Source organism: Brevundimonas sp. MYb52 (assembly GCF_002979535.1).
GTDB lineage: Bacteria > Pseudomonadota > Alphaproteobacteria > Caulobacterales > Caulobacteraceae > Brevundimonas.
Genome location: NZ_PCPB01000002.1, coordinates 313,733 through 334,968, shown reverse-complemented (window position 1 = coordinate 334,968; position 21,236 = coordinate 313,733). Strand labels below are relative to the sequence as shown.

At 65.5% G+C, this 21,236-nt stretch carries 19 protein-coding genes; 3 read left to right on the top strand and 16 right to left on the bottom strand.

The genetic code is table 11. From position 1 onward, the window contains the following. Positions 1–20: 20 nt before the first annotated feature. The 9 genes from bamA to rpsB all read right to left on the bottom strand — a co-directional run bounded on the left by bamA (position 21) and on the right by rpsB (position 9,887). Positions 21–2,417: an outer membrane protein assembly factor BamA gene (gene bamA, locus CQ039_RS05035; protein WP_233190212.1), complete on the bottom strand. Its 2,397-nt coding sequence runs from the start codon at positions 2,415–2,417 to the stop codon at positions 21–23. Between the two features lie 53 nt (positions 2,418–2,470). Next, on the bottom strand, positions 2,471–3,688 hold the full coding sequence (locus CQ039_RS05030; protein WP_105563408.1) for an RIP metalloprotease: 1,218 nt from the start codon (positions 3,686–3,688) through the stop codon (positions 2,471–2,473). A 23-nt stretch (positions 3,689–3,711) separates the two neighbouring features. Beyond that, complete coding sequence (gene dxr / locus CQ039_RS05025) at positions 3,712–4,908, bottom strand: 1-deoxy-D-xylulose-5-phosphate reductoisomerase (protein ID WP_105563409.1); 1,197 nt, start codon at positions 4,906–4,908, stop codon at positions 3,712–3,714. After that, complete coding sequence (locus CQ039_RS05020) at positions 4,905–5,723, bottom strand: phosphatidate cytidylyltransferase (RefSeq protein WP_105563410.1); 819 nt, start codon at positions 5,721–5,723, stop codon at positions 4,905–4,907. Before CQ039_RS05020 ends, dxr begins: the two co-directional genes overlap by 4 nt. Next, positions 5,723–6,490, bottom strand: coding sequence for a polyprenyl diphosphate synthase (uppS, locus tag CQ039_RS05015; protein ID WP_105563411.1), 768 nt, complete (start codon positions 6,488–6,490; stop codon positions 5,723–5,725). The genes CQ039_RS05020 and uppS overlap by 1 nt, the downstream gene beginning before the upstream one ends. Positions 6,491–6,520: 30 nt before the next feature. Continuing rightward, a complete protein-coding gene (gene frr / locus CQ039_RS05010; RefSeq protein ID WP_105563412.1) occupies positions 6,521–7,078 on the bottom strand; it encodes a ribosome recycling factor in 558 nt (185 codons plus the stop codon). 38 nt (positions 7,079–7,116) lie between these two features. Further along, positions 7,117–7,857: a UMP kinase gene (pyrH, locus tag CQ039_RS05005; RefSeq protein WP_105563476.1), complete on the bottom strand. Its 741-nt coding sequence runs from the start codon at positions 7,855–7,857 to the stop codon at positions 7,117–7,119. A gap of 139 nt (positions 7,858–7,996) precedes the next feature. Beyond that, the gene (gene tsf / locus CQ039_RS05000) at positions 7,997–8,938 is read right to left on the bottom strand and encodes a translation elongation factor Ts (protein WP_105563413.1); all 942 of its coding nucleotides are present in this window, start codon (positions 8,936–8,938) and stop codon (positions 7,997–7,999) included. 100 nt (positions 8,939–9,038) lie between these two features. Beyond that, entirely contained in the window at positions 9,039–9,887 is an 849-nt protein-coding gene (gene rpsB / locus CQ039_RS04995) for a 30S ribosomal protein S2 (RefSeq protein ID WP_105563414.1), read from the bottom strand. A gap of 217 nt (positions 9,888–10,104) precedes the next feature. On the opposite strand from rpsB, the gene CQ039_RS04990 reads away from it, so the two are divergent. Beyond that, positions 10,105–11,289 carry a S41 family peptidase gene (locus CQ039_RS04990; protein ID WP_105563415.1) on the top strand — a complete coding sequence of 395 codons (1,185 nt, stop codon included), beginning with the start codon at positions 10,105–10,107 and terminating at the stop codon, positions 11,287–11,289. Here CQ039_RS04990 and CQ039_RS04985 read toward each other — a convergent pair whose 3' ends face one another. Genes CQ039_RS04985 through dnaE form a run of 3 tightly spaced genes read right to left on the bottom strand, consistent with a single transcriptional unit; the run spans position 11,290 to position 15,512 of the window. After that, complete coding sequence (locus tag CQ039_RS04985; protein ID WP_105563416.1) at positions 11,290–11,640, bottom strand: GFA family protein; 351 nt, start codon at positions 11,638–11,640, stop codon at positions 11,290–11,292. Positions 11,641–11,655: 15 nt separating this feature from the next. Further along, complete coding sequence (locus tag CQ039_RS04980) at positions 11,656–12,051, bottom strand: DUF3224 domain-containing protein (RefSeq protein WP_105563477.1); 396 nt, start codon at positions 12,049–12,051, stop codon at positions 11,656–11,658. A gap of 17 nt (positions 12,052–12,068) precedes the next feature. Then, entirely contained in the window at positions 12,069–15,512 is a 3,444-nt protein-coding gene (dnaE, locus tag CQ039_RS04975; RefSeq protein ID WP_369831542.1) for a DNA polymerase III subunit alpha, read from the bottom strand. Between the two features lie 341 nt (positions 15,513–15,853). Here dnaE and msrA point away from each other — a divergent pair, with 341 nt between their 5' ends. Beyond that, positions 15,854–16,483, top strand: coding sequence for a peptide-methionine (S)-S-oxide reductase MsrA (msrA, locus tag CQ039_RS04970; protein WP_105563418.1), 630 nt, complete (start codon positions 15,854–15,856; stop codon positions 16,481–16,483). 60 nt (positions 16,484–16,543) lie between these two features. Then, positions 16,544–17,545 (top strand): SRPBCC family protein, encoded by a 1,002-nt coding sequence (locus CQ039_RS04965; protein WP_105563419.1) that lies wholly within the window; start codon positions 16,544–16,546, stop codon positions 17,543–17,545. Positions 17,546–17,555: 10 nt separating this feature from the next. Here the strand turns inward: CQ039_RS04965 and CQ039_RS04960 are convergent, their stop codons facing one another. Genes CQ039_RS04960 through CQ039_RS04945 form a run of 4 tightly spaced genes read right to left on the bottom strand, consistent with a single transcriptional unit; the run spans position 17,556 to position 21,213 of the window. Continuing rightward, positions 17,556–18,272 (bottom strand): ABC transporter ATP-binding protein, encoded by a 717-nt coding sequence (locus tag CQ039_RS04960; protein WP_233190213.1) that lies wholly within the window; start codon positions 18,270–18,272, stop codon positions 17,556–17,558. Then, positions 18,265–19,575, bottom strand: coding sequence for a lipoprotein-releasing ABC transporter permease subunit (locus CQ039_RS04955; protein ID WP_105563420.1), 1,311 nt, complete (start codon positions 19,573–19,575; stop codon positions 18,265–18,267). Before CQ039_RS04955 ends, CQ039_RS04960 begins: the two co-directional genes overlap by 8 nt. Further along, the gene (gene proS / locus CQ039_RS04950; RefSeq protein WP_105563421.1) at positions 19,572–20,888 is read right to left on the bottom strand and encodes a proline--tRNA ligase; all 1,317 of its coding nucleotides are present in this window, start codon (positions 20,886–20,888) and stop codon (positions 19,572–19,574) included. Before proS ends, CQ039_RS04955 begins: the two co-directional genes overlap by 4 nt. A 58-nt stretch (positions 20,889–20,946) precedes the next feature. Beyond that, the gene (locus CQ039_RS04945) at positions 20,947–21,213 is read right to left on the bottom strand and encodes a DUF1467 family protein (RefSeq protein WP_105563422.1); all 267 of its coding nucleotides are present in this window, start codon (positions 21,211–21,213) and stop codon (positions 20,947–20,949) included. Between the last annotated feature and the right edge of the window lie 23 nt (positions 21,214–21,236).

Below are 21,236 nucleotides of genomic sequence, written 5' to 3'. Positions count from 1 at the left end.
AGCAGACAGGAAGGCTGCAGTTAGAACTGGGTCGAAGTGGAGAAGCGGAAAGTCTCGGTCTTGTCGTAGTCTTCCTTGGACAGAACCTTGGACAGGTCGAAACGGATCGGTCCCATTGGCGAGCGCCAGTGGATGCTAAGGCCCGCAGCGGCGCGAAGCGCCAGGTTATCGACGATGTTCGGATCGGGCACGCCCGTGGTGGAGTTCACCATATAGCGGTCATCCAGCATGCCCAGGGTGCCGACATCGGCGAACAGCGAGGTCTTGATGCCGTACTCGTCGGGCAGATAGTTCGGCACCGTCAGTTCAACCGTGCCGATGGCGTAGAAGTTGCCGCCGAGGGCGTCGGTCGTGGTCAGATCTCGCGCGCCCATGCCGGCGGTTTCAAAGCCGCGGAAGGTGTTGCCGCCCTTGAAGAAGCGGTCGTTGATCCGGATCGGATCGCCGTTCCAGCCCGACACATAGCCCGTCGATCCCTGCAGGCTGACCACCCATTTCGGCGTGATGCCATAGTACCAAGAGGCGTCGGCCTCGGTCTTCAGGTAGTTCACGTCGCCGCCGATGCCGGCGAAGTCCTGACGCAAGGAGGCCGACCAGCCACGCGTCGGGCGAACCGGATCATTCGTCCGATTGACCATCAGCGTATAGCCCGCCGACGAGTTCAGGAACGAACCTGCTTGATCGCAGAGCGCCGACGAGCCGGTGCCATTGCAATAGCCCGAAGGGATGATGACCTCATCGGACTTCAGGAAGTAGCGCACGCTGAAGGAGGAGTAGCCGTTCAGCGGATAGCTGAGCCGCAGGCCGCCGCCGGTCGAGCGATAGTCGTAAGACGAATACTCGCTCAGGTCGTAGCGCGTATGGAACAGGTCAAAGCCGGCGCGCAGGTCACGCCCCAGGAATTTCGGCTCGGTGAAACGGAAGTCGATCTGTTGACGCAGCGAGCCCCATTCGGCGCGCGCCACCACGTTCTGGCCCCGACCACGGAAGTTCCGCTCGGTGATGCCCAGGTTCAGCACGAAGGAGTCGACCGAGCTGAAGCCCGCGCCCACGGACAGTTCGCCGGTGGGTTGCTCTTCGACCATGACATTGACGACCGACCGATCGGGCGCGCTGCCACGCGTTTCCTCGATCTTGACGTCCTTGAAGAAGCCCAGGCCCCGCAGGTTGTTGCGCGAGCGCTCGACCAACGACCGATTGAACGCGTCGCCCTCGCCCACCATCAGCTCGCGCCGGATCACCGTGTCCAGGGTCCGCGTGTTCCCGACCACGTTGATCCGGTCGACATAGACACGCTGACCCTCCTTCACGTTGAAGGTGACGTCGATCGTATCTGTGTCAGGGTTGGCCTTATAGGTCGGGTTGATCTCGACGAAGGCGTAACCGGCCGACCCGGCCGCAAACGTCAGGGTGTCGACCGCATTCTCGATCCGGTCGCTCTCATAGAGATCCCCCGAACGGATGGGCAGCAGGCGCGTCAGGAAGTCAGCGTTCAGACGATCGCTCTCGGTGACGACCTTGACCTCGCCGAAGTTGTAGCGGTCGCCTTCGTCCAGGGTCAGCGTCATGCCGAAGGCGCTATTGTCCGGCTTCAGTTCAGCCACCGACGACAGGATGCGGAAATCGTAATAGCCGCGGTTCGTATAGAATTTCCGCAGTTGCTCGCGGTCGTAGTCCAGACGGTTCGGGTCGTAGTTGTCGTTCGAGCTGAACAACCGCCACCAGCTGGATTCCTTGGTGACCATCACATCGCGCAGGTCGCTGTCCGAGAAGGCCGTATTGCCCAGGAAGGTGATGGCGGCGACGCCCGTCTCCGGCCCTTCGTCGATCTCGAAGACCACATCGACGCGGTTCTGGTCCAACTGCACCAGCTTGGGCGTCACAGTGGCCGAGATGCGGCCGGACAGGCGGTACAGTTCAACGATCTTGCCGACGTCTTCCTGAACGCGGGCGCGAGTGTAGATGCCGCGCGGCTTGATCGTGACTTCGTCCTGCAGCTTCTTCTGAGCGAGCGCCTTGTTACCCTCGAACGTCACCTGATTGATGATCGGATTTTCCGCGATCTCGACGATCAGGTCGCCATTGGGCTGAAGACCCAGTTGCACGTTCGCGAACAGGCCCGTCCGTGACAGGGTACGAACCGCAACGTCGATCGTCGCCGCGTCGATGGTGTCGCCCGGCTGGATCGGCAGATAGGACAGGACCGTGGTCTGATCGATGCGCTGATTGCCGCGCACCATGATCCGATTCACGACAGCCCGATCTTCGGCAGGAGCCGTCACGACCACCTGCGGCTCCTGCGGAGCGGCCGCCGATGCGGCAGGCGCCGTCTGCGCCAGGGCCGGGCCGGCCAGGCCGGCGGCGACGGCCAACGCCAATGCGCTGGGACCAAGAATACGGCCACGGGTTCGGATCATGAGGCGACTGTCGTTCTGAATCATTCGGGGAACCATCGGGGGCTGGCGTCGGCTCACGAGACGAGCCCGCCGAGGAATTTGAAGAGATTGAGTTTCTGCAGGTCGTTCCAGGTCGCGAACAACATTAAACTGGCCAGCAAAGCAAGACCGACGCGATAGCCGGCCTCTTGAACCCGCGCCGCCACCGGCCGCCGCGCCACCGCTTCATAGGCGTAAAACATCAGATGCCCCCCATCCAGAACCGGAACGGGCAGCAGATTAAGAAAACCGATTCCGACCGAAAGTATGGCGGCGAAGCTAGTCAGCGTCAGCAGAAGATTGCCTGCCATGGCCAGCGGATCGGGATTGGCGGCCACGGCGGCGTTGGTCAGAGCGCCCGAGGCCTTGGCGATGCCCAGGGGACCACTGAACTGATCGCCCGATTCGCGACCCGTGAAGATGCGGCCGATATAGGTGAAGGTGGTGTTCAGAATGGCGCCGGTTTCCTTGAACCCCTGCCCCACGGCGGCGACCGGCCCATAACGGACATGGCGCACCTCATCGCGACTGGAGCCCAGACCCAGACCGATGCGTCCGATCGAAACCCGCCCGGCGATGGGATCATTCTCAACCCGGCGCTCTGGCGTTGCGGTCAACTGGACATCAGCACCCGCACGCTCGACCGTGAACTGCACCGGATCGCCGCTGCTCAGGGCCACGACGCGCGTGACCTCGCCGCCGTCAGAAATCAGCTTGCCGTTGACGCGGGTGATCAGGTCGCCAGGCAGGAACCCCGCGGCGGCCGCTGGCGATTCAGGCTGAACTTGCAAGACCCTGGCGGGGCGCTGCTCGACGCCCACCAGGCTGAACAGCAGGGTGAAGATGAAGATGGCCAGGACGAAGTTGGCGAACGGACCGCCCGCCACGACCAGCGCGCGCTGCCACAAAGGTTTGAAATAGAGATAGTCACGCTCGGCGCCGGGGCCGTGGGCGGCGACCACTTCTTTCTTCAGCGCATCCAGTCCGACCTTGTCCGGCACGCCGGTCGCATCCAGATCACCAGCGAACTTGACGTAGCCGCCCAGCGGCAGCCAGCCTAGGCGCCATTCGACGCCATGCTTGTCGGTGCGCTGGAAGATGGCGCGGCCGAAGCCGATGGAGAAACGCTCCATCTTCACGCCAAAGGCGCGCGCGGTCAGAAAGTGGCCCAGTTCATGGACGGTGACGACCAGGGTCAGCACCAGCAGGAACGGCACGACATAGATCAGGGCCTGCCCAAGAACTCCTAGCATCCCAGTCATGTCTCCTGTCGCCCTCAGGCAGCAATCGCGAGCGAGGCGATGATGTCGTTCGCGATCCGTCGGGCCGCCGCATCCACGGCCAGGGCCGCGTCACAGGCGTCGTCAGAACCGGAATCCATCCCCGCATTCGTCGCACGTTCCAAGGTGTCGGCGACGACTGCGGCAATATTGAGAAAGCCCAGCCGGCGGTCAAGGAAGGCCAGGGCCGCGACCTCGTTAGCCGCATTGAAGACAATCGGCGCCACGCCTCCGGCCGCCAGAGCCTCCCGCGCCAGCTTCAGCGCCGGGAACCGCGCCATATCGGGAGCTTCAAACGTCAGACGACCCAGCGCTGCAAGGTCCAGCTTGGGCGCGGGCCAGACCATGCGGTCAGGCCAGGCCAGTGCGCAGGCGATCGGCGTCTTCATGTCCGGCGGCCCCATCTGGGCCAGGGTCGAGCCATCCACATATTCCACAAGGCTGTGGATGATTGATTCGGGGTGGACCACGACGTCGATCCGGTCGCCGCTCATGGCGAACAGATAGGCGGCCTCGATCAGTTCCAGGCCCTTGTTGGCCATGGTGGCGCTGTCGACCGAGATCTTGGCGCCCATGCTCCAGTTGGGGTGGGCCACCGCCTGTTCCGGCGTAATCCGGCCCATGGCCTCGCGTGGCAGGGTGCGAAAAGGCCCGCCCGAGGCCGTCAGCACCAGCTTGGCCACCTGTTCCGGCGCCTGGGCGGGGAAGACCTGGAAGATGGCGGAATGCTCAGAGTCGACGGGGATCAGCTTGCCGCCGCTGCGCTTGACCCGCTCGATCAGAGCCGGACCGCAGCAGACCAGGCTTTCCTTGTTGGCCAGGGCCAGGGTCGCGCCCGTTCCGGCGGCGGCCCAGGCGGAGCGCAGCCCGGCCGAGCCGACGATGGAGGCCATGACCCAGTCCACGGGCCGCGTCGCGGCCTCGACGATGGCTTCAGGCCCGGCAGCCGCTTCGATTCCGGTTCCTGCCAGCGCATCACGCAGTTCCGACAGGCGGGCGGGGTCGGCCGTGACAGCCAACTTGGGCCGCCAGCGCCGGGCCTGCTCAGCCAGACGCGCGATATTGTTCCCACCGGTCAGAACCTCAACCTGAAACGCGCCCGAACCGGCCGTTTCGGCCTGATCCATCAGGTCCAGCGTCGACGTCCCCACCGAGCCGGTCGAACCCAGCACGCTGACTTTGCGGGCGATCATGCGCCCTGCCCCAGCATCAGGACGATCACGCGCCCGGCAGCCACGACCACGACCGCAAACATCAGACCGTCCACCCGGTCCAGCAGACCGCCGTGGCCAGGAATGATGTTGCCCGCATCCTTGACCCCGAAGCGGCGCTTCAACGCCGATTCCCACAGGTCTCCGGCCATGGTGGCCAGAGCCGCCGCCAGACCGAGGACACCGCCCCAGAAGATGTTCAAACGGCCCATTTCCAGCCAGCCCGCCATGGCGGCGCCGGCGATCATCCCGGCGATCAGGCCGCCGATGAAGCCGGACCAGGTCTTGTTGGGCGAAAAGCGCGGCCACAGCTTTGGGCCGCCCACGGCGCTGCCGACCAGATAGGCCAGGATGTCGGACGCCCAGGCCACGGCGAAGACCAGCACGGTCCAATACAGGCCCTGGGCATCGTTCAGGTCACGCAACCAGATCAACAGGACGCACGGCCAGCCGAGATAGAGCACGCCATAGGCCGCATCCAGCGCCTCGCCGCCCCGCGAGCGGGCGAAAAGTCCGGCCGCCAGAGCGCCAAAGACCAGCAGAATCAACGCCAGCGACATCTGCCCGATGTGGGCCGCGACCACGGCGATGATCAGGGCCAGGGCAACCGCCGCCCCGACAGAGCGCCAGATGCGCGGCGCGCTCATCCGCGCCCATTCAAAGGCCAGCAGGCCGCATGCCGCCACCACCAGGGCGCAGAACCAGCCGCCTCCGGCCCAGGTCGCCAGCACGGCGGCCGGGGCCAGAACCACGGCGGAGGCTGCTCTCAAGCCGATGTCGCCGATTTTCAAAGCCATCAGTTGGTCGCCGCTTTCACTGCACCAGTATCGGGCAGCGCCTCGCGCCCGCCATACCGCCGCTCGCGGTCGCCATAGAGTGCGATCGCTTCACCCAGCGCCTCAGCGCCGTAGTCAGGCCACAGGATGTCCTGAAACACCAGTTCGGCGTAGGCGGCCTCCCACAGCAGGAAATTGGAAAGCCGCTGTTCGCCCGAAGTCCGCACGATCAGATCCACGGGCGGGGCGCCCGCCGTCGAAAGACCGGCGCCGAGGTCGTCCTCGCTGATCTCGCCCGTCAACTGCCCTGCACGCACGCGATCGACCAATCGTTGAGCCGCATCCACCAGATCTGCGCGTCCGCCGTAGTTGAAGGCCACCTGCAACAGGAAACGGTCATTATGCGCCGTCTGCGCCTCGGCGCGGTCGACGATGGCGGCGATGTCCGCCGGCAAGCCCTTGCGTCGCCCCAGGACCCGAACCCTGACCCCTGCCGCGTCCAGCCGCTTCAGATCACTGCCGACGAAAGCTCGCACCAGACCCATCAGGTCCGACACCTCGTCCGCGGGACGGCTCCAGTTTTCGGTCGAAAAACCGAACACGGTCAGGCAACGAACGCCAAACTCCGGCGCCGCCTTGATCGTGCGCCGAAGCGCCTGAACGCCCTCGCGGTGCCCCACGACGCGCGGCAGGCCCCGACGTTCGGCCCAGCGACCGTTGCCGTCCATGATCAGGGCGACGTGGCGAGGCCCCCTCTCAGGCGCCGTGGCGACGGTCTCGGCCGACATTTCCGCATTCCCTCCCGACGCGAAACTGCGTCAGACCTGCATGATCTCGACTTCCTTGGCCTTCAAGGCCTCGTCGATCTTCTTGATGGCGGCGTCGGTGTCCTTCTGGACCTCGGTCTCCATCTTCTTCTGCTCGTCCTGGCTGATCTCAGTCGCCTTTTCGGCCTTTTTCAGGTCGTCATTGGCGTCGCGGCGCACGTTGCGCACGGCGATCTTCTGCTGTTCGGCGTATTTGCCGGCCAGCTTGACCAGGTCCTTGCGGCGTTCCTCGGTCAGCGGCGGCACGGGAATGCGCAGGGTCTGACCATCGACGATCGGGTTCAGGCCAAGGCCGGCGGCGCGAATGGCCTTCTCGACCGGACCCACCATGCCCTTGTCCCAGACGCTGACCGAGATCATGCGCGGCTCAGGCACGCTGATGGCGGCCACGGCGTTCAGCGGCGAGTTCGAGCCATAGGCTTCGACCTGAACCGGGTCGAGCAGGCCCGAGTTGGCCCGACCGGTGCGCAGACCCGCGAAATCTTCCTTCAGCGAGTCGACGGATTTCTCCATGCGATCGCGATAGGTCTTGAGGTCAGGCTTGGCCATGGTGGTTTCCTTGGTCTGTCGTTCGAGTCGAGGGCCGCTTAAGCGGCTTTCTTGTTGGTGATGACGGTGAAGGTGCCTTCGCCCGCCAGCGTCTTGCGCAACGAGCCCTCCTCGCGGATCGAGAAGACCACGATCGGAATTTCGCTATCACGCATCAACGCAATGGCCGAGGCGTCCATGACGCGCAGGTCCTTGGCCAGGACGTCCTGATAGCTCAGCGTCTCATAACGGGTGGCGGAAGGGTCCTTCTTCGGGTCGGCGGTATAAACGCCGTCCACGCTGGTGCCCTTCAGCAAGGCGTCACAACCCATTTCGGCGGCGCGCAGGGCGGCGCCCGAATCCGTCGTGAAGAAGGGGGCGCCCACGCCGGCGGCGAAGATCACGACCCGTCCCTTTTCCAGGTGACGCATGGCGCGACGACGGATGTAGGGTTCGGCGATGGCGGCCATGGGGATGGCGCTCTGGACCCGCGTATCGACGCCGATCTTCTCAAGCGCGCCCTGCATGGCCAGGGCGTTCATGATGGTGGCCAGCATGCCCATGTAGTCGGCGTTGGCGCGATCCATGCCCTCGGCGGCCTTGGACAGGCCTCGGAAGATGTTGCCGCCGCCGATGACCAGGCAGATCTCGACGCCTTCACGAGCGACCTGGGCCACGGCCGCCGCCACCACATCAACGGTCTTCATGTCGATGCCGTAGGACTGATCGCCCATCAGCACCTCGCCCGAGACCTTGAGCAGGACGCGCTTGTATCGGAATTCGGAAGGGGCGTCGGGCATGGGTCTGGGTCCGTGGATACAGGGGTTACGCATCCGCGCGAAGTGAATCGGCGGCTCATCATAGACGAAGGGCGCGCCGGCCATCAAAGCCGAACGCGCCCTTTTGAAAATTCTTCCCTTTCAGGAAGAAACTTCGATCTTAGTTGCCGCCCATCATCGAGGCGACTTCGGCCGCGAAGTCGGGGCCTTCAACCTTCTCGACGCCTTCACCCAGCGCCAGACGGACGAAGCCGGCCAGGTGCAGGTTCGAGGAGCCCAGTTCCTTGGCCGAGTTGGCGACCAGCTGCTCGATGGTCACGTCAGGGTCCATGACGAACGGCTGCTTGGACAGCACCACGTCCTTCTGGAACTTGTTGATCTGACCTTCCACGATCTTTTCGATCATGTTTTCCGGGCGGCCTTCTTCCTTGGCCTTTTCGATCAGAACAGCGCGTTCCTTCTCGATGGCGGCCGGGTCCAGGTCGTCGGTGTTCAGCGACAGCGGAGCGGTCGCAGCGACATGCATGGCGATCTTGCGGCCCAGTTCGCGCAGAGCGGTCTTGTCGCCCTCGCCTTCCAGGGCGACCAGCACGCCGATGCGGCCGACGCCCGGCGACACCGCGTTGTGGACGTAGGTCGAGACGACGCCTTCCGACACCGACAGGCGGGCGGCGCGGCGCAGTTGCATGTTCTCGCCGATGGTGGCGATCATGTTGGTCACTTCGTCCTGGACCGTCTTGCCGACTTCCAGTTCAGCGCCGTGCAGGGCTTCGACCGAGTGATGGTCCAGACCCAGTTGGGCGAACGACTTGGCGGCGTTCTGGAACAGGTCGTTACGAGCGACGAAGTCGGTTTCAGCGTTGAATTCGATGGCGGCGGCGACTTCGCCCTTGCCGTCTTCCTTCGACGCAACGGCGACCAGGCCTTCAGCGGCGACGCGGTCGGCCTTCTTGGCGGCCTTGGACAGGCCCTTGGCGCGCAGCCAGTCGATTGCTGCTTCGATGTTGCCGTCGTTTTCGACCAGCGCCTTCTTGCAGTCCATCATGCCGACGCCCGAACGCTCGCGAAGTTCCTTCACGAGGGCGGCAGTGATCTCGGCCATGTTCTTCTCCTGAAAATTCAAATGAGCGGCCGGGCATGGATAGCCCGGCCGCATGTCAGTTTGGCGTAGGCCCGATCATCGACCGGGCCCCGAGGGCGTCTTAGCCCTCGACCTTTTCTTCAGTCGTCGCGAGCAGTTCTTCAGCCACGGCTTCCGTACCGGCCGGAGCAGCTTCGGCTTCAGCCGGAGCAGCAACCGCTTCACGCAGCATCGGCTCAACCGGAGCTTCCGAAGCGCCCAGGTCAATGCCCGAAGCCGAAGCGCCGGCGGCCAGGCCGTCCAGGACAGCGTCAGCGATCAGGTCGCAGTAGGTCTGGATGGCGCGGGCGGCGTCGTCGTTGCCGGGCACCGGGTAGGTGATGCCGTCCGGGTCCGAGTTGGTGTCCAGGATGGCGATGATCGGGATGTTCAGCTTGCGAGCTTCCTGGATCGCGATCGCTTCCTTGTTGGTGTCGATCACGAACATGATGTCCGGGATCGAACCCATGTCCTTGATGCCGCCCAGCGACAGTTCCAGCTTGTCTTTCTCGCGCTGCAGGGTCAGCAGCTCTTTCTTGACGCGGCCTTCGCCGCCGTTGGCCAGAACGGTTTCCAGCTCACGCAGGCGAGCGATCGAGCCCGAGACGGTGCGCCAGTTGGTCAGCGTGCCGCCGAGCCAGCGGTTGTTCATGTAGTACTGGGCGCAGCGCGTGGCGGCTTCAGCCACCGGGCCAGCGGCCTGGCGCTTGGTGCCGACGAACAGAACGCGGCCGCCCTTTGCGGCGACGTCACGCACAGCCACCAGAGCCTGGTGGAACAGCGGCATCGTCTGCGACAGGTCGATGATGTGGATGTTCGAGCGCGAGCCGAAGATGTAGCGGTCCATCTTCGGGTTCCAGCGGTGCGTCTGGTGGCCGAAGTGAGCGCCGGCTTCCAGCAGCGTACGCATCGAGAAATCTGGCAGTGCCATGATCGTGGTGTCCTTTTTCCGATCAAACCTAGCGTGAGCGAGTAAAAGGACCGGACGGTCCCTCGGAACGGTGCAGGCCGGGATGTCTCCCCGGACCGCGCCACGCCCACGTGCGAAGTGCGCGGGCTCTCTAGGCGCATCGTCGGAAAAAGGCAAGTGCGTGAAGATGATCGGGATTTAACTTGTCCGCGGTTTCGATCCTCGGCCTCATGACGCCATGCGGATCTCCCACGCCCTCCTCCTTGCCGCCCTGGCCCTCCTGACGCTTGCCCCCTTGGCGACCGCCCAAACCACAAGCGCGCCCACCGTCGAGGACTATCGCCAGGACGCCCTGGCCCTGCCTGCGCTGATCGAAGAACAATACGCCTATGCCGAACGGCTGCCCGGCGGCGCCTTCCCCAATACCGATGTGCTGAAAGCCGAGGCCGAGGCGGTCCACGATCAAGCCGGCCTGCTGCGATATGCCGAGCACGCCCTGACCGCTCTGGCCGACCATCACGCCATTACCGGCTCCTCCTTCTCTGACAGTTGGGCCGTGACGCCCAGCTATTCCGATCTGTGGATCGAACCTCAAGGACAGGCCTGGGCCATCACGGCCGTGCGCGCGGATTCTCCGGCCCAGGCCGCCGGCGTTCAACCAGGCGACAGGTTGACCGCAGTGGGAGACCTGACGACGACCGAGGCTGTCGCCGCCTTTTGGCGCGAGATCGGCCTGTCCGCCACGGGCGACCGCGCCGGATACGCCGCTCGCGTTCTGGCCGCCGGGCGACGGGACCGCCAGCGTGACCTGACGATCACCGCCCCCGATGGTTCTGCCCGACGCCTGAACCTGCCCAGCCTCTACGCGATGCAGCGTGATCGCCCCGGAGTTGAAAGCCGCGTTCAAGACGGCGCTCTCGTCATCCGGATCAATGACGCCCTGGGCGACCGGGCGACTATCGCCGCCTTTGACGCCGCCATGGCGACGGCTCGCGAAGGCCAGGCTGTCGTCATCGACCTGACCGAAACGCCGAGCGGCGGCAACACCGTGGTCGCCCGCGCGATCATGGGCTGGTTCGTCGACGCCCCCGCCGCCTACCAGATCCACGCCCTGCCCGCCGAAGCGCGCGAAACCGGGATCGAGCGCCGCTGGGTCGAGCAGGTCATGGCTCGCCCCGGCAAGCGCCACCATGGTCCGATCAAAGTCCAGGTCGGCCGATGGACCGGCAGCACGGGCGAAGGCCTGGCCATCGGTCTGCACGCACAAGGGGCGCACGTCGTCGGTCAACCGATGGCGGGACTTTTGGGGGCTATCTATGATCTGCGCCTGCCGCGCACCGGCCTTCTCGTCAAAATCCCGATCGAGAAACTGTACGCCGTCGATGGCGCGCCCCGTGAGCAGTTCCGGCCTGCGCCGAACTGATCAGAAGCTGCGCCCGTCCACCCGTTTGGCCGTCCAGGCCCAGGGCTCCACATCGGTCAGCGTCCGCACATTGATCGCCGCCACCTCGGACCCGTCGGGCGCGACGCCGTAGCCGAAGGGCTGAACGCCGCAGGTCTTGCAGAAGCGATGGTCGATCTTGTGGTGGTTGAAGAAGTAGGAGGTCGTCGCTTCCTCGCCTGCCGTCAGCCGGAACGCCGCGCGCGGCGCGAAAGCCAGGACGAAGCCCTTACGGTAGCAGTGCGAACAATTGCACTCGATCAGACCCTCCAGCCCAACCTCGACCTCATAGGCCACCGCGCCGCAGTGGCAGGAACCCTTGTGCACGCTCATGGTCGGTCCTCTCCGTCAGGATGTCGGCAGGCTGTATTCCAGGTCATAGCGATGAACGCCGTCTTCAACGGTCAGGTGAAACACCCCGGCGATCCCGGCCAGCCCCTCCGCCCCCGATCCCGGCACGATGGTGATCAGCAGTTCCTGCGCCCCACGATCCATCAGGCCGCGATGCACAAGAGTGAAGGCACCTTCGCGTCCGTCGATGACGCCGTGCACACGGTCCAGAGCGACATAGGCGCCCGATCGATCCGCGCCCATGACGCCCAGCATTTCACCTGCGCCGGTTCCGGTCAGATCGCCATGAAAGGTCTTGGCCAGCAGCATTCGCCCCGGGGCGTCCGGCGCCGCGCCCTCCCCTGGCTGGACCGGGGTGATGACGACATCAAAGGTCCCACGCGCGTTCCGCATGATCTGATCCTCACCCATCAGGCGTCCTCCAGAATGACCACGCCGGGCGCCGATTTCAGCGCCCCGCGCAAGGCGGCGTCCAGCCGATAACGGCCCGGCAGCTTGATTTCGATCTCGGTGCGCCCGCCCAGCGTGGCCTGCAGCCAGACTTCGCCGCCCTTCCCCTGGGCCCGCGCCCGATCCAGCCGCGCCTTCAGGGCCTCAGCGTCCGCCGACTGAGCCGACAGCACGACGCGCAGTCCGATCTGGGTGTCGTCGAGCAAGGTGTCCATCTGGCTGGCGTCGTCGCCGAAGAAACGCACCTCGCCGTCCGCCGACTTGGCCCGCACCTTGACCAGGACCGAGGTCCCGACCTCAAGAATATCGCGACAGCGGCGCAGTTGTTCCGGCGGGAACAGGCATTCGAACTCGCCCGTCGGATCCGAGAAGGTGACGAAGGCGAACTTCTCACCGCTCTTGGCGCTGGCCCGCTCCTGACGGCGACGCACGACGCCCGCCATCATGAAGGCTTCGTGCCCGGCCTCGGCCAGACCCTGAGCCTCGGCCACGAAGGTCACGCGCTTGCGCTTCAACGCCGGTGTCAAATCCTCCAGCGGGTGGCCCGACAGATAGAAGCCGACCGCAGAGAGTTCCTGATCCAGCTTGTCCGGCCCGGCCCAGGGCTCGACGCTACGCAGGCGCGGCCGCGCGGCTCCGGCCTGATCCGCGCCGAACAGGCTCACCTGGGACGAAGCGCGCTCGGCGGCCACACTCTGGCAATAGGCGATCAGGGTGTCTGCTTGCTCGAACAACTGGCGACGGTTGAGATTCAGGCTGTCAAACGCCCCGGCCTTGGCCAGGCCTTCCAGCGCCCGCTTGTTGACCGCCTTGGGATCGACCCTTTCCAGGAAGTCGAAGATGTCAGCGAACGGCCCGCCCGCCTCGCGCACCTCGACGACGTGCTTCATCGCCTCCAGGCCGACGTTGCGAATGGCGCCCAGAGCATAGAGGACGCTGCCCTGCCCGTCCTTCCACAGCACGTCGAAGTCGGCCGAGGACCGGTTGATGTCGGGGGCCAGAACCGGCACCTCGAAGCGACGGCAGTCCTGATAGAAGACCGCCAGCTTGTCGGTGTTCGACAGGTCCAGACTCATCGATGCGGCGAAGAACTCGACCGGATGATTGGCCTTCAGCCAGCCCGTCTGGAATGAGATCAGCGCATAGGCGGCGGCGTGCGACTTGTTGAAGCCGTAGCCCGCGAACTTGGCCACCAGATCGAAGATGGAGCCCGACTGGGCCTCCGGCACCGACCTCTCGGACGCGCCCTTAACGAAACGGAGGCGCTGGAAATCCATCTCCTCCTTCTTCTTCTTGCCCATGGCCCGGCGCAGAAGGTCGGCTTCACCCAGGCTGTAACCCGCCAGGACCTGGGCGATCTTCATCACCTGTTCCTGATAGATGATGACGCCGTAGGTCTCGGTCAGGACCTCGGTCAGCGAGGGGTGCAGATAGTCCACCTCGGCCCGGCCGAATTTCCGGTCGATATAGGTGTCGATCATCTCCATCGGGCCGGGCCGATACAGAGAGATCAGGGCGGTGATTTCTTCAATCGACCCGCAGCGCATCTTGCGCAGGGTGTCGCGCATCCCCTGGGATTCCAGTTGGAACACACCGACCGTCTGGCCCGAAGCCATCAGCTCATAGGTTTTCGCGTCGTCCAGCGGCAGCAGGTTCCATTCCACCGCCGCGCCGCGCCGTTCCAGATACTCTCGCGCGCGGTCCAGCACCGTCAGGGTCTTCAGACCCAGGAAGTCGAACTTCACCAGCCCCGCCGGTTCGACCCACTTCATGTTGAACTGGCTGGCCGGGATGGTCGACCGCGGGTCCTGATACAGAGGCACCAGCTCGGTCAGCGGACGGTCGCCGATCACGATGCCAGCCGCGTGGGTCGAGGCGTTGCGGTACAGCCCCTCCAACTCCAGCGCCGTCTCCAGCAAGGTCTTGACCGCAGGCTCGGCGTCGCGCGCCTCCTTCAGGCGCGGCTCCAGGTCGATGGCCTGCGCCAGAGTGACCGGGTTCGCCGGATTGTTCGGCACCATCTTGCAGAGCCGATCCACCTGGCCCAGCGGCATCTGCAGCACCCGCCCGACGTCGCGCAGCACGGCCCGCGCCTGCAGGGTGCCGAAGGTGATGATCTGGGCCACCCGGTCCTTGCCGTAGTGGTCCTGCACATAGTCGATCACCTCTTCCCGCCGCTCTTGGCAGAAGTCGATGTCGAAGTCGGGCATGGAGACGCGTTCGGGGTTCAGGAATCGCTCGAACAGCAGGCCGAACCGCAAGGGGTCCAGATCGGTGATGGTCAGCGACCAGGCCACCAGCGAACCGGCGCCGGACCCCCGCCCCGGTCCCACCGGGATGCCGTGCAGCTTGGCCCACTTGATGAAGTCGGCCACGATCAGGAAGTAGCCGGGGAAGCCCATCTGCTGGATGATCCCCACCTCCCATTCAAGGCGGGTCCAGTATTCCTCCTCGGGCGCGGCGGGCGTGACCTGTTGTAGGCGGGCCTTCAGCCCTTCGCGCGCCTGGTGCGCCAGTTCGTCGGGTTCGGAGCGGCCGGCGCCCGTGTCGAAACGCGGCAGGATGGGCGCCCGCGTCGGCACCAGGAAGGCGCAGCGGCGGGCGATGTCGATGGTGTTGTCGCAGGCCTCGGGCAGGTCCGAGAAGAGCTCGCGCATGGCGGCCGCGGTCTTGAACCAGTGCTCGCCGGTGATGCGGCGTCGGTCTTCCTGGCCGGTGAAGGCGCCGTCGGAGATGCAAAGAAGGGCGTCGTGGGACTTCGCCTGCGCCGCCTTGGCGTAATAGACGTCATTGGTGGCGACCAGGGGCACGTCGTTGGCGTAGGCCCATTCGACCAGCCCCGCTTCGGCCACCGGCTCCTGCGGCAGGCCGTGACGCTGCAACTCCACGTAGAAACGGTCGCCGAAGACGCGTTTCATTTCAGCGAGAGAAGATAGCGCATCAGCGCGCTTGTTCTGAACGAACAGGGGGTCGACGGGGCCGTCGGGGCCGCCCGAGAGCAGGATCAGGCCCTCGGACTTATCCACAACCTGCGACCAGGGCACGCCGGGCTCGGACATCTCACCCGCGTCGAGATAGGCGGCGGACGACAGAGCGCAGAGGTTGAGCCAGCCCTGCTCGTTCTGGACCAGCAGCACCACGGTCGGAGTCTTGGCCCAGCGTTCGGCGACCTGACCGCCGATGCCCACGACCGGCAGGGCGCAGGCCACGATGGGCTGAACACCCGCGTCCTTGGTGTTCTGGCTAAACTCCAGCGCGCCGAACAGGTTGGCGCGGTCAGCGACCCCAACCGCCGGCATTCCAGCGTCAGCGGCCATCTTGCCGATCTTGCCGGCCTTGATCGCCCCTTCCAGCAGGGAATAGGCGCTGCGGACCCGCAGATGGACAAATCCCTGGCTGTTCACGGTTTCCGCCAACACAAACTCCGCTGATCCCGGACGCCGGGACCTCTCATATCCAACCGCGGCGCGGCGGGATTGTGATCATGCAGGGAGTCGATGCGGCGATCACGTCACCAGGAAAGACGCCTGCCAGATCATCCAGACGAAGCCGCCGCACGACGCAAGCGACAGCATATCCCTCACCCAACGCGACATCAGCTTATCCCCAGCTCCGTTGTTCCTGAAATGTTCTATATTCTTGCTTTGTTCTCATTGCAAGCGACCGGAACGCGAATGTTCCCATGGCGTATCGGCATCCGCATTCCCACGTTGAGCCTATGATGCAGACATAGAGGGAGCGTCCCATGTCGTTGCGCATTCTGCCCCTGATCGCGGTCGCCCTGACCGCCGCCTGTTCGCCTGCCGAAGCCCCCGCCGCACCGCTGGAGCCGCCTCCCCCCGGCTATCAGACCGCCATCTTCGCCGGCGGCTGCTTCTGGACCGAGGAAAAGGCCTTTGACGGCCTGCCCGGCGTGCGCTCGGCGGTGTCCGGCTTTGTCGGCGGCATGCGGCCCAACCCGACCTATGAGCAGGTGGTGCGCGGCGGGACCGGCTATCGCGAGGCGGTGCAGGTGACGTTTGATCCGGCCGTCGTCAGCTATCGCACCCTGGTCGACCGCTACTGGCGCACCATCGACCCGACTGACCAGACCGGACAGGTCTGCGATCAGGGGCCGTCCTACGTCACGGCGGTCTATGCCACCGAGGCCCAGACGGCGACGGCGCAGGCGTCCCGCACGGCGGCGCAGGCCGCGCTGGGCGCCAAGGGCTCGAGTTTCACCACGCCGGTCTATCCGGCCATGCGCTTCTGGCCCGCCGCTGCCGAACATCAGGACTTCGCCCGCCGACACCCGGCCCAGTACGAAGCCTACCGCATCGGTTGCGGCCGCAGCGCGCGACTGCGCATCCTGTGGGGCGCCGCCGCCGTGGGCTGATCCCACTGACCGCCGTCATGCCGTCTGGCGGTGAACGACAAAGCTGGTCATGGTCGGGTCATGACTGCTGATCGTCCCGGCCTGAGCCCCCTGCCCATTCCGCCGAAGGAGGCGCCCGCCTATCGCGGCTTCATGGTCGCCATCGTCTGCGGTCTATTCTACGCGCTGGGCATCTATGGCTGGACCCGACTGAATGCGCCCGATTCAGGGATGCTGCTGGTGGGCTTCCTGCTGGGAGCGCCGATCGCGGCCTGCATCCTCGCCGTCGCCGTGTCGGACCCAAAGCGGATCAAGGGTAGCGGCTCTCACGCCGGCATTTCAGCCCTGACCGTTACGGTCATGTTGGTCTGCGCCGGCGTGGTCCTGCGCGAAGGTTCGGTCTGCCTGGTGATGGCTGCGCCGATTTTCTACGGCTCCGGCATTTTGGGCGGCGTGATCGCGGGAAGCGTCATGAAGAGCCGCCCGGGTCGCATAGCCTGTCTCGGCCTGCTGGCCCTGCCGCTAGTCGGCGTTCCGGTTGAGGCGGATCGCCCGCCGCCAGCCCAGACCCGCGAGGTCGTCAGCCGCATTCACATCGACGCCGCGCCTGATGTCGTCTGGAAAAACCTGACCGACATCCGCGCCATCAAGGACGGCGAGCACCGCTGGAATTTCAGCCATGACCTGGTCGGCATACCCCGGCCTCAGGATGCCCGGATGGAGGGCAGCGGCGTCGGCGCTGTTCGCCATCTGCAATGGGCGCGAGGCGTGAACTTCGAGGAGCACATCACTGAATGGTCGCCCGAGCGCGCCCTCGCCTGGACCTTCCATGTCGGGCCAGACGCGTCGCGCCTGATCCTCGACGAGCACCTGACGGTCGACAGCGCCTACCTGCGACTGGAGGAAGGCCGCTATCGGATCGAGGCGACGGCGGACGGCGGTTCTGACCTGATCCTGACCACCCGCTACTGGATCCGCACGCCGATGAATGGCTACGCAGCCTGGTGGGGCGGCGTCTTCCTCGGCGACTTCCACCGCAACGTCCTCGGCGTGATCAAAAACCGCGCCGAGGCTGTCGCCTGATCCAGTCGGCCTAGTAGGTCTGGGCCTCAGCGGCGCGTTCTTCCAGATGACCATCCTTCAGGGCGAAGACGCGGTCCATATGGCCGGCCAGCTCCATGTTGTGGGTGGCGATCAGGGCGGCGACGCCCGTGGTCTTGGCCAGTGCGCGCAGGGCCTCGAACACCGCATGGCTGTTGGCGGGGTCCAGGTTGCCGGTCGGCTCGTCCGCCAGCAGCAGGCGCGGGCTATTGGCCAGCGAGCGGGCGATGGCGACGCGCTGCTGCTCGCCGCCCGACAGTTGCGCAGGCTGGTGGGTGAAGCGCTCGCCCAGACCCAGGCTGGTCAGCAGGGCCTCGGCCCGGCGACGCGCCTCAGCCTCGGAGTGACCGGCGATGCGCATCGGCAGGGCGACATTATCGCGTGCATCAAATTCCGGCAGCAGGTGATGGAATTGATAGACGAAACCGATCCGCGACAGGCGTAGGCGCGTGCGCGCCCGCTCGTCCAGACCGCCGACGTCCTCGCCGTCGATCATGACCTGACCGTTGGTCGGCCGTTCCAGCAGACCGGCCGCGTGCAGCAGGCTCGACTTGCCCGAACCGGACGGCCCGATCAGGCCGACGACCTCGCCCGGCATGACGTCCAGATCAACGCCCTTCAGCACCGTCAGCCCGCCGGAAGCAGTCGGATAGGTGCGGGTGATGCCGCGCAGGCTGAGCGTCGGCGTCTTGTTCAGCGGACTATTCAAAGCGCAGGGCCTCCACCGGGTCGATCCGCGACGCGTTCCACGACGGCGGCAGGCTGGCGAGGCAGCTCATGAAGAAGGAGAAGACCGCCACCCAGGTCACGTCCCACGGATCGACCAGGGCCGGGATGGCGTCCAGCATATAGACGTCCGCGTTGAACAGCTGGACCCCCAGCAAGCCTTCGAGGAAGTGCTGGATCGTGCCGATGTTGAGGCAGAACAGCAGGCCCAGCACCAGACCGGCGATGGTGCCGCCGATGCCGATGGCCGCGCCCGAGACGAAGAAGATGCGCAGGATCGACGAGGGGCTGGCCCCCACGGTGCGCAGGATGGCGATGTCGCGGGTCTTGTTCTTCACCAGCATGACGATGCCGGAAATGATGTTCATGGCGGCGATGGCGACGACCAGACCCAGGATGATGCTCATGGCCACGCGCTCGACTTTCAGCGCACCCCAGAAGGCGGCCAGACGGACGCGCCAGTCGGTGACGATGCTGCCCGGCCCGGCGGCCTGCTGCACCGGCGTCAGCAGGGTTTCGACCTGATCGGGCTCGGCGACCTTCATCTCGATCACGTCCCAGACGCCCTCCTTGCCGAAGAAGAGCTGGGCCTGTTCCAGCGGCATGAAGATAAAGGCTCGGTCGTAGTCTGCGGTGCCGGAGCTGAAGATGCCGCCGACGCGGTAGGTCTTTTCCAGACCGCCGAGGTTGCCGAAGGCGCTGTCGGCGCCGGTCGGGGAATAGATGGAGATGGCGCTGCCGACGCTGAGGCCCATCTGGTCGGCCAGAGCCTTGCCGATCAGGATGTCGTCGCCGCCGTACTGACCGCGCCCGAAGCTTTCCCGCATCTCGGGCGTCAGGCTGTCATAAACGAACTTGGTCGAGGCCAGGTCCTGAGGCCGCACGCCACGCACGATGCCGCCGGTCATCTGGCCGCCGGCGCGGAACATGGCGGGGGATTCCGTCAATGGCGTCACCGAGACCACGCCCGGCACGTCGCTGATCCGCTTCACCGCCGCGTCGCGGTCAGGCGAGGTCAGCACGGGCCCCTGGACATACATATGCCCGTTGAACGACAGCATCCGCCCCAGCAGTTCGCTGCGGAAGCCGGCCATGATGCTCATCACGCTGATCAGCACCGCCACAGCCAGCATGATGCCGACGAAGCTGATGATCGCGATCAGAGCGACCCCGCCCTCCTTGCGCTTGGCGCGAAGGTAGCGAAGGGCCAGTCCGATCTCCCAGGCGGAGAAGGGACCGGCCGGTTTCACGGCGGGCGGCGCGGAGGCCGTCGCGGCGTCGGTCATTTCGTCAGCAGCTCCAGGGCGGCGTCCAGCGACAGGGTTTGCTTCTCGCCGGTGGCGCGGCGCTTCAGTTCGACCACGCCGTCGGCCAGGCCCTTGGGACCGATGGTCAGTTGCCACGGCACGCCGATCAGGTCGGCGGTGGCGAACTTGCCGCCCGGACGCTCGTCGGTGTCGTCGTAGAGGACGTCCTTGCCCAGGGCTTCCAGCTTGGCCACGGCCTCTTCACAGGCGGCCGAGACGGCGTCGTCGCTGGCGCGCAGGTTGATGACCACCACGTCGAACGGGGCGACCGAGTCCGGCCAGATGACGCCGCCGGCGTCGTGGCTGGCCTCGATGATGGCGCCCATCAGACGCGACACGCCGACGCCGTAGCTGCCCATGTGGACCTCGGTGTCCTGACCGTCCGGCCCGGCGACCTTGGCCTTCATCGGGGCCGAGTACTTCGTGCCGAAGTAGAAGATGTGGCCGACCTCGATGCCGCGCGCCGACAGGCGGTCGCCCTCGGCGGTCTGGGTCTCGAACTGGGCCGCGTCGTGCATTTCCTCGGTCGCGGCGTAGAGGGCGGTGCGCTCGTTGAACACGCCTTCCAGTTGCTCGACGCTGAGGTTGTGGCCGGGCGCGTCCATCTCGACCAGCTTGCGGTCGCAGAAGACCTCGCTCTCGCCGGTCTCGGCCAGAACGATGAACTCGTGGCTCAGGTCGCCGCCGATCGGGCCAGTGTCGGCGCGCATCGGCACGGCCTTCAGGCCCAGACGCGAGAAGGTGTTCAGGTAGGCGGCGAACATCCGCTTGTAGGCGATGCGGGCCGAGGCCTCGTCCAGATCGAAGGAATAGGCGTCCTTCATCAGGAACTCGCGGCCGCGCATGACGCCGAAGCGCGGGCGGCGCTCGTCGCGGAACTTCCACTGGATGTGGAAGAGGTTCAGCGGCAGAGCCTTGTAGCTCTTCACATAGGCTCGGAAGATGTCGGTGACCATTTCCTCGTTGGTCGGTCCGTACAGCAGCTCGCGCTCATGGCGGTCGGTGATGCGCAGCATCTCCGGGCCATAGGCGTCGTAGCGGCCGCTCTCACGCCACAGGTCGGCCAGTTGAAGCGTCGGCATCAACAGTTCCACGGCGCCGGCCTTGACCTGCTCCTCACGAACGATGCCTTCGATCTTGCGCAGCACGCGCAGGCCCAGCGGCAGCCAGGCGTAGATGCCGGCGGCCTCCTGTTTGATCATGCCGGCGCGCAGCATCAGCTGGTGCGACACGATCTGGGCGTCGGAAGGGGCTTCTTTGAGGGTCGGCAGGAAGTAGCGCGACAGGCGCATGGGAGAATCTCTGCAAAATCAGTCTGGCCCGAGGTTAACCGGGCGAATGGGGCGAAAGCTAGAGCGCAGGACCGCGGCTGAAGTCGGGCAGAGGCATCCACCCCGACCAGACGATGAAGACGATGACGGCCCAGACGATGGCCGACACCCAGGTCGTGGTGATGAATTTCTTCTTCAACTGGGGATTGGCAGGGGCGCCCCACTGGCTGCCGTCGGTCGGCGGCGTCTCGGCCTGCTTCGACGAACCCAGCGGCAGGATCGTGAACAGCACGATCCACCACGAGGTCAGATACAGCGCCACCAGGGTAAAGGGGCCAAGAGGCATCGGGGCATTCCATCCATCAGTTC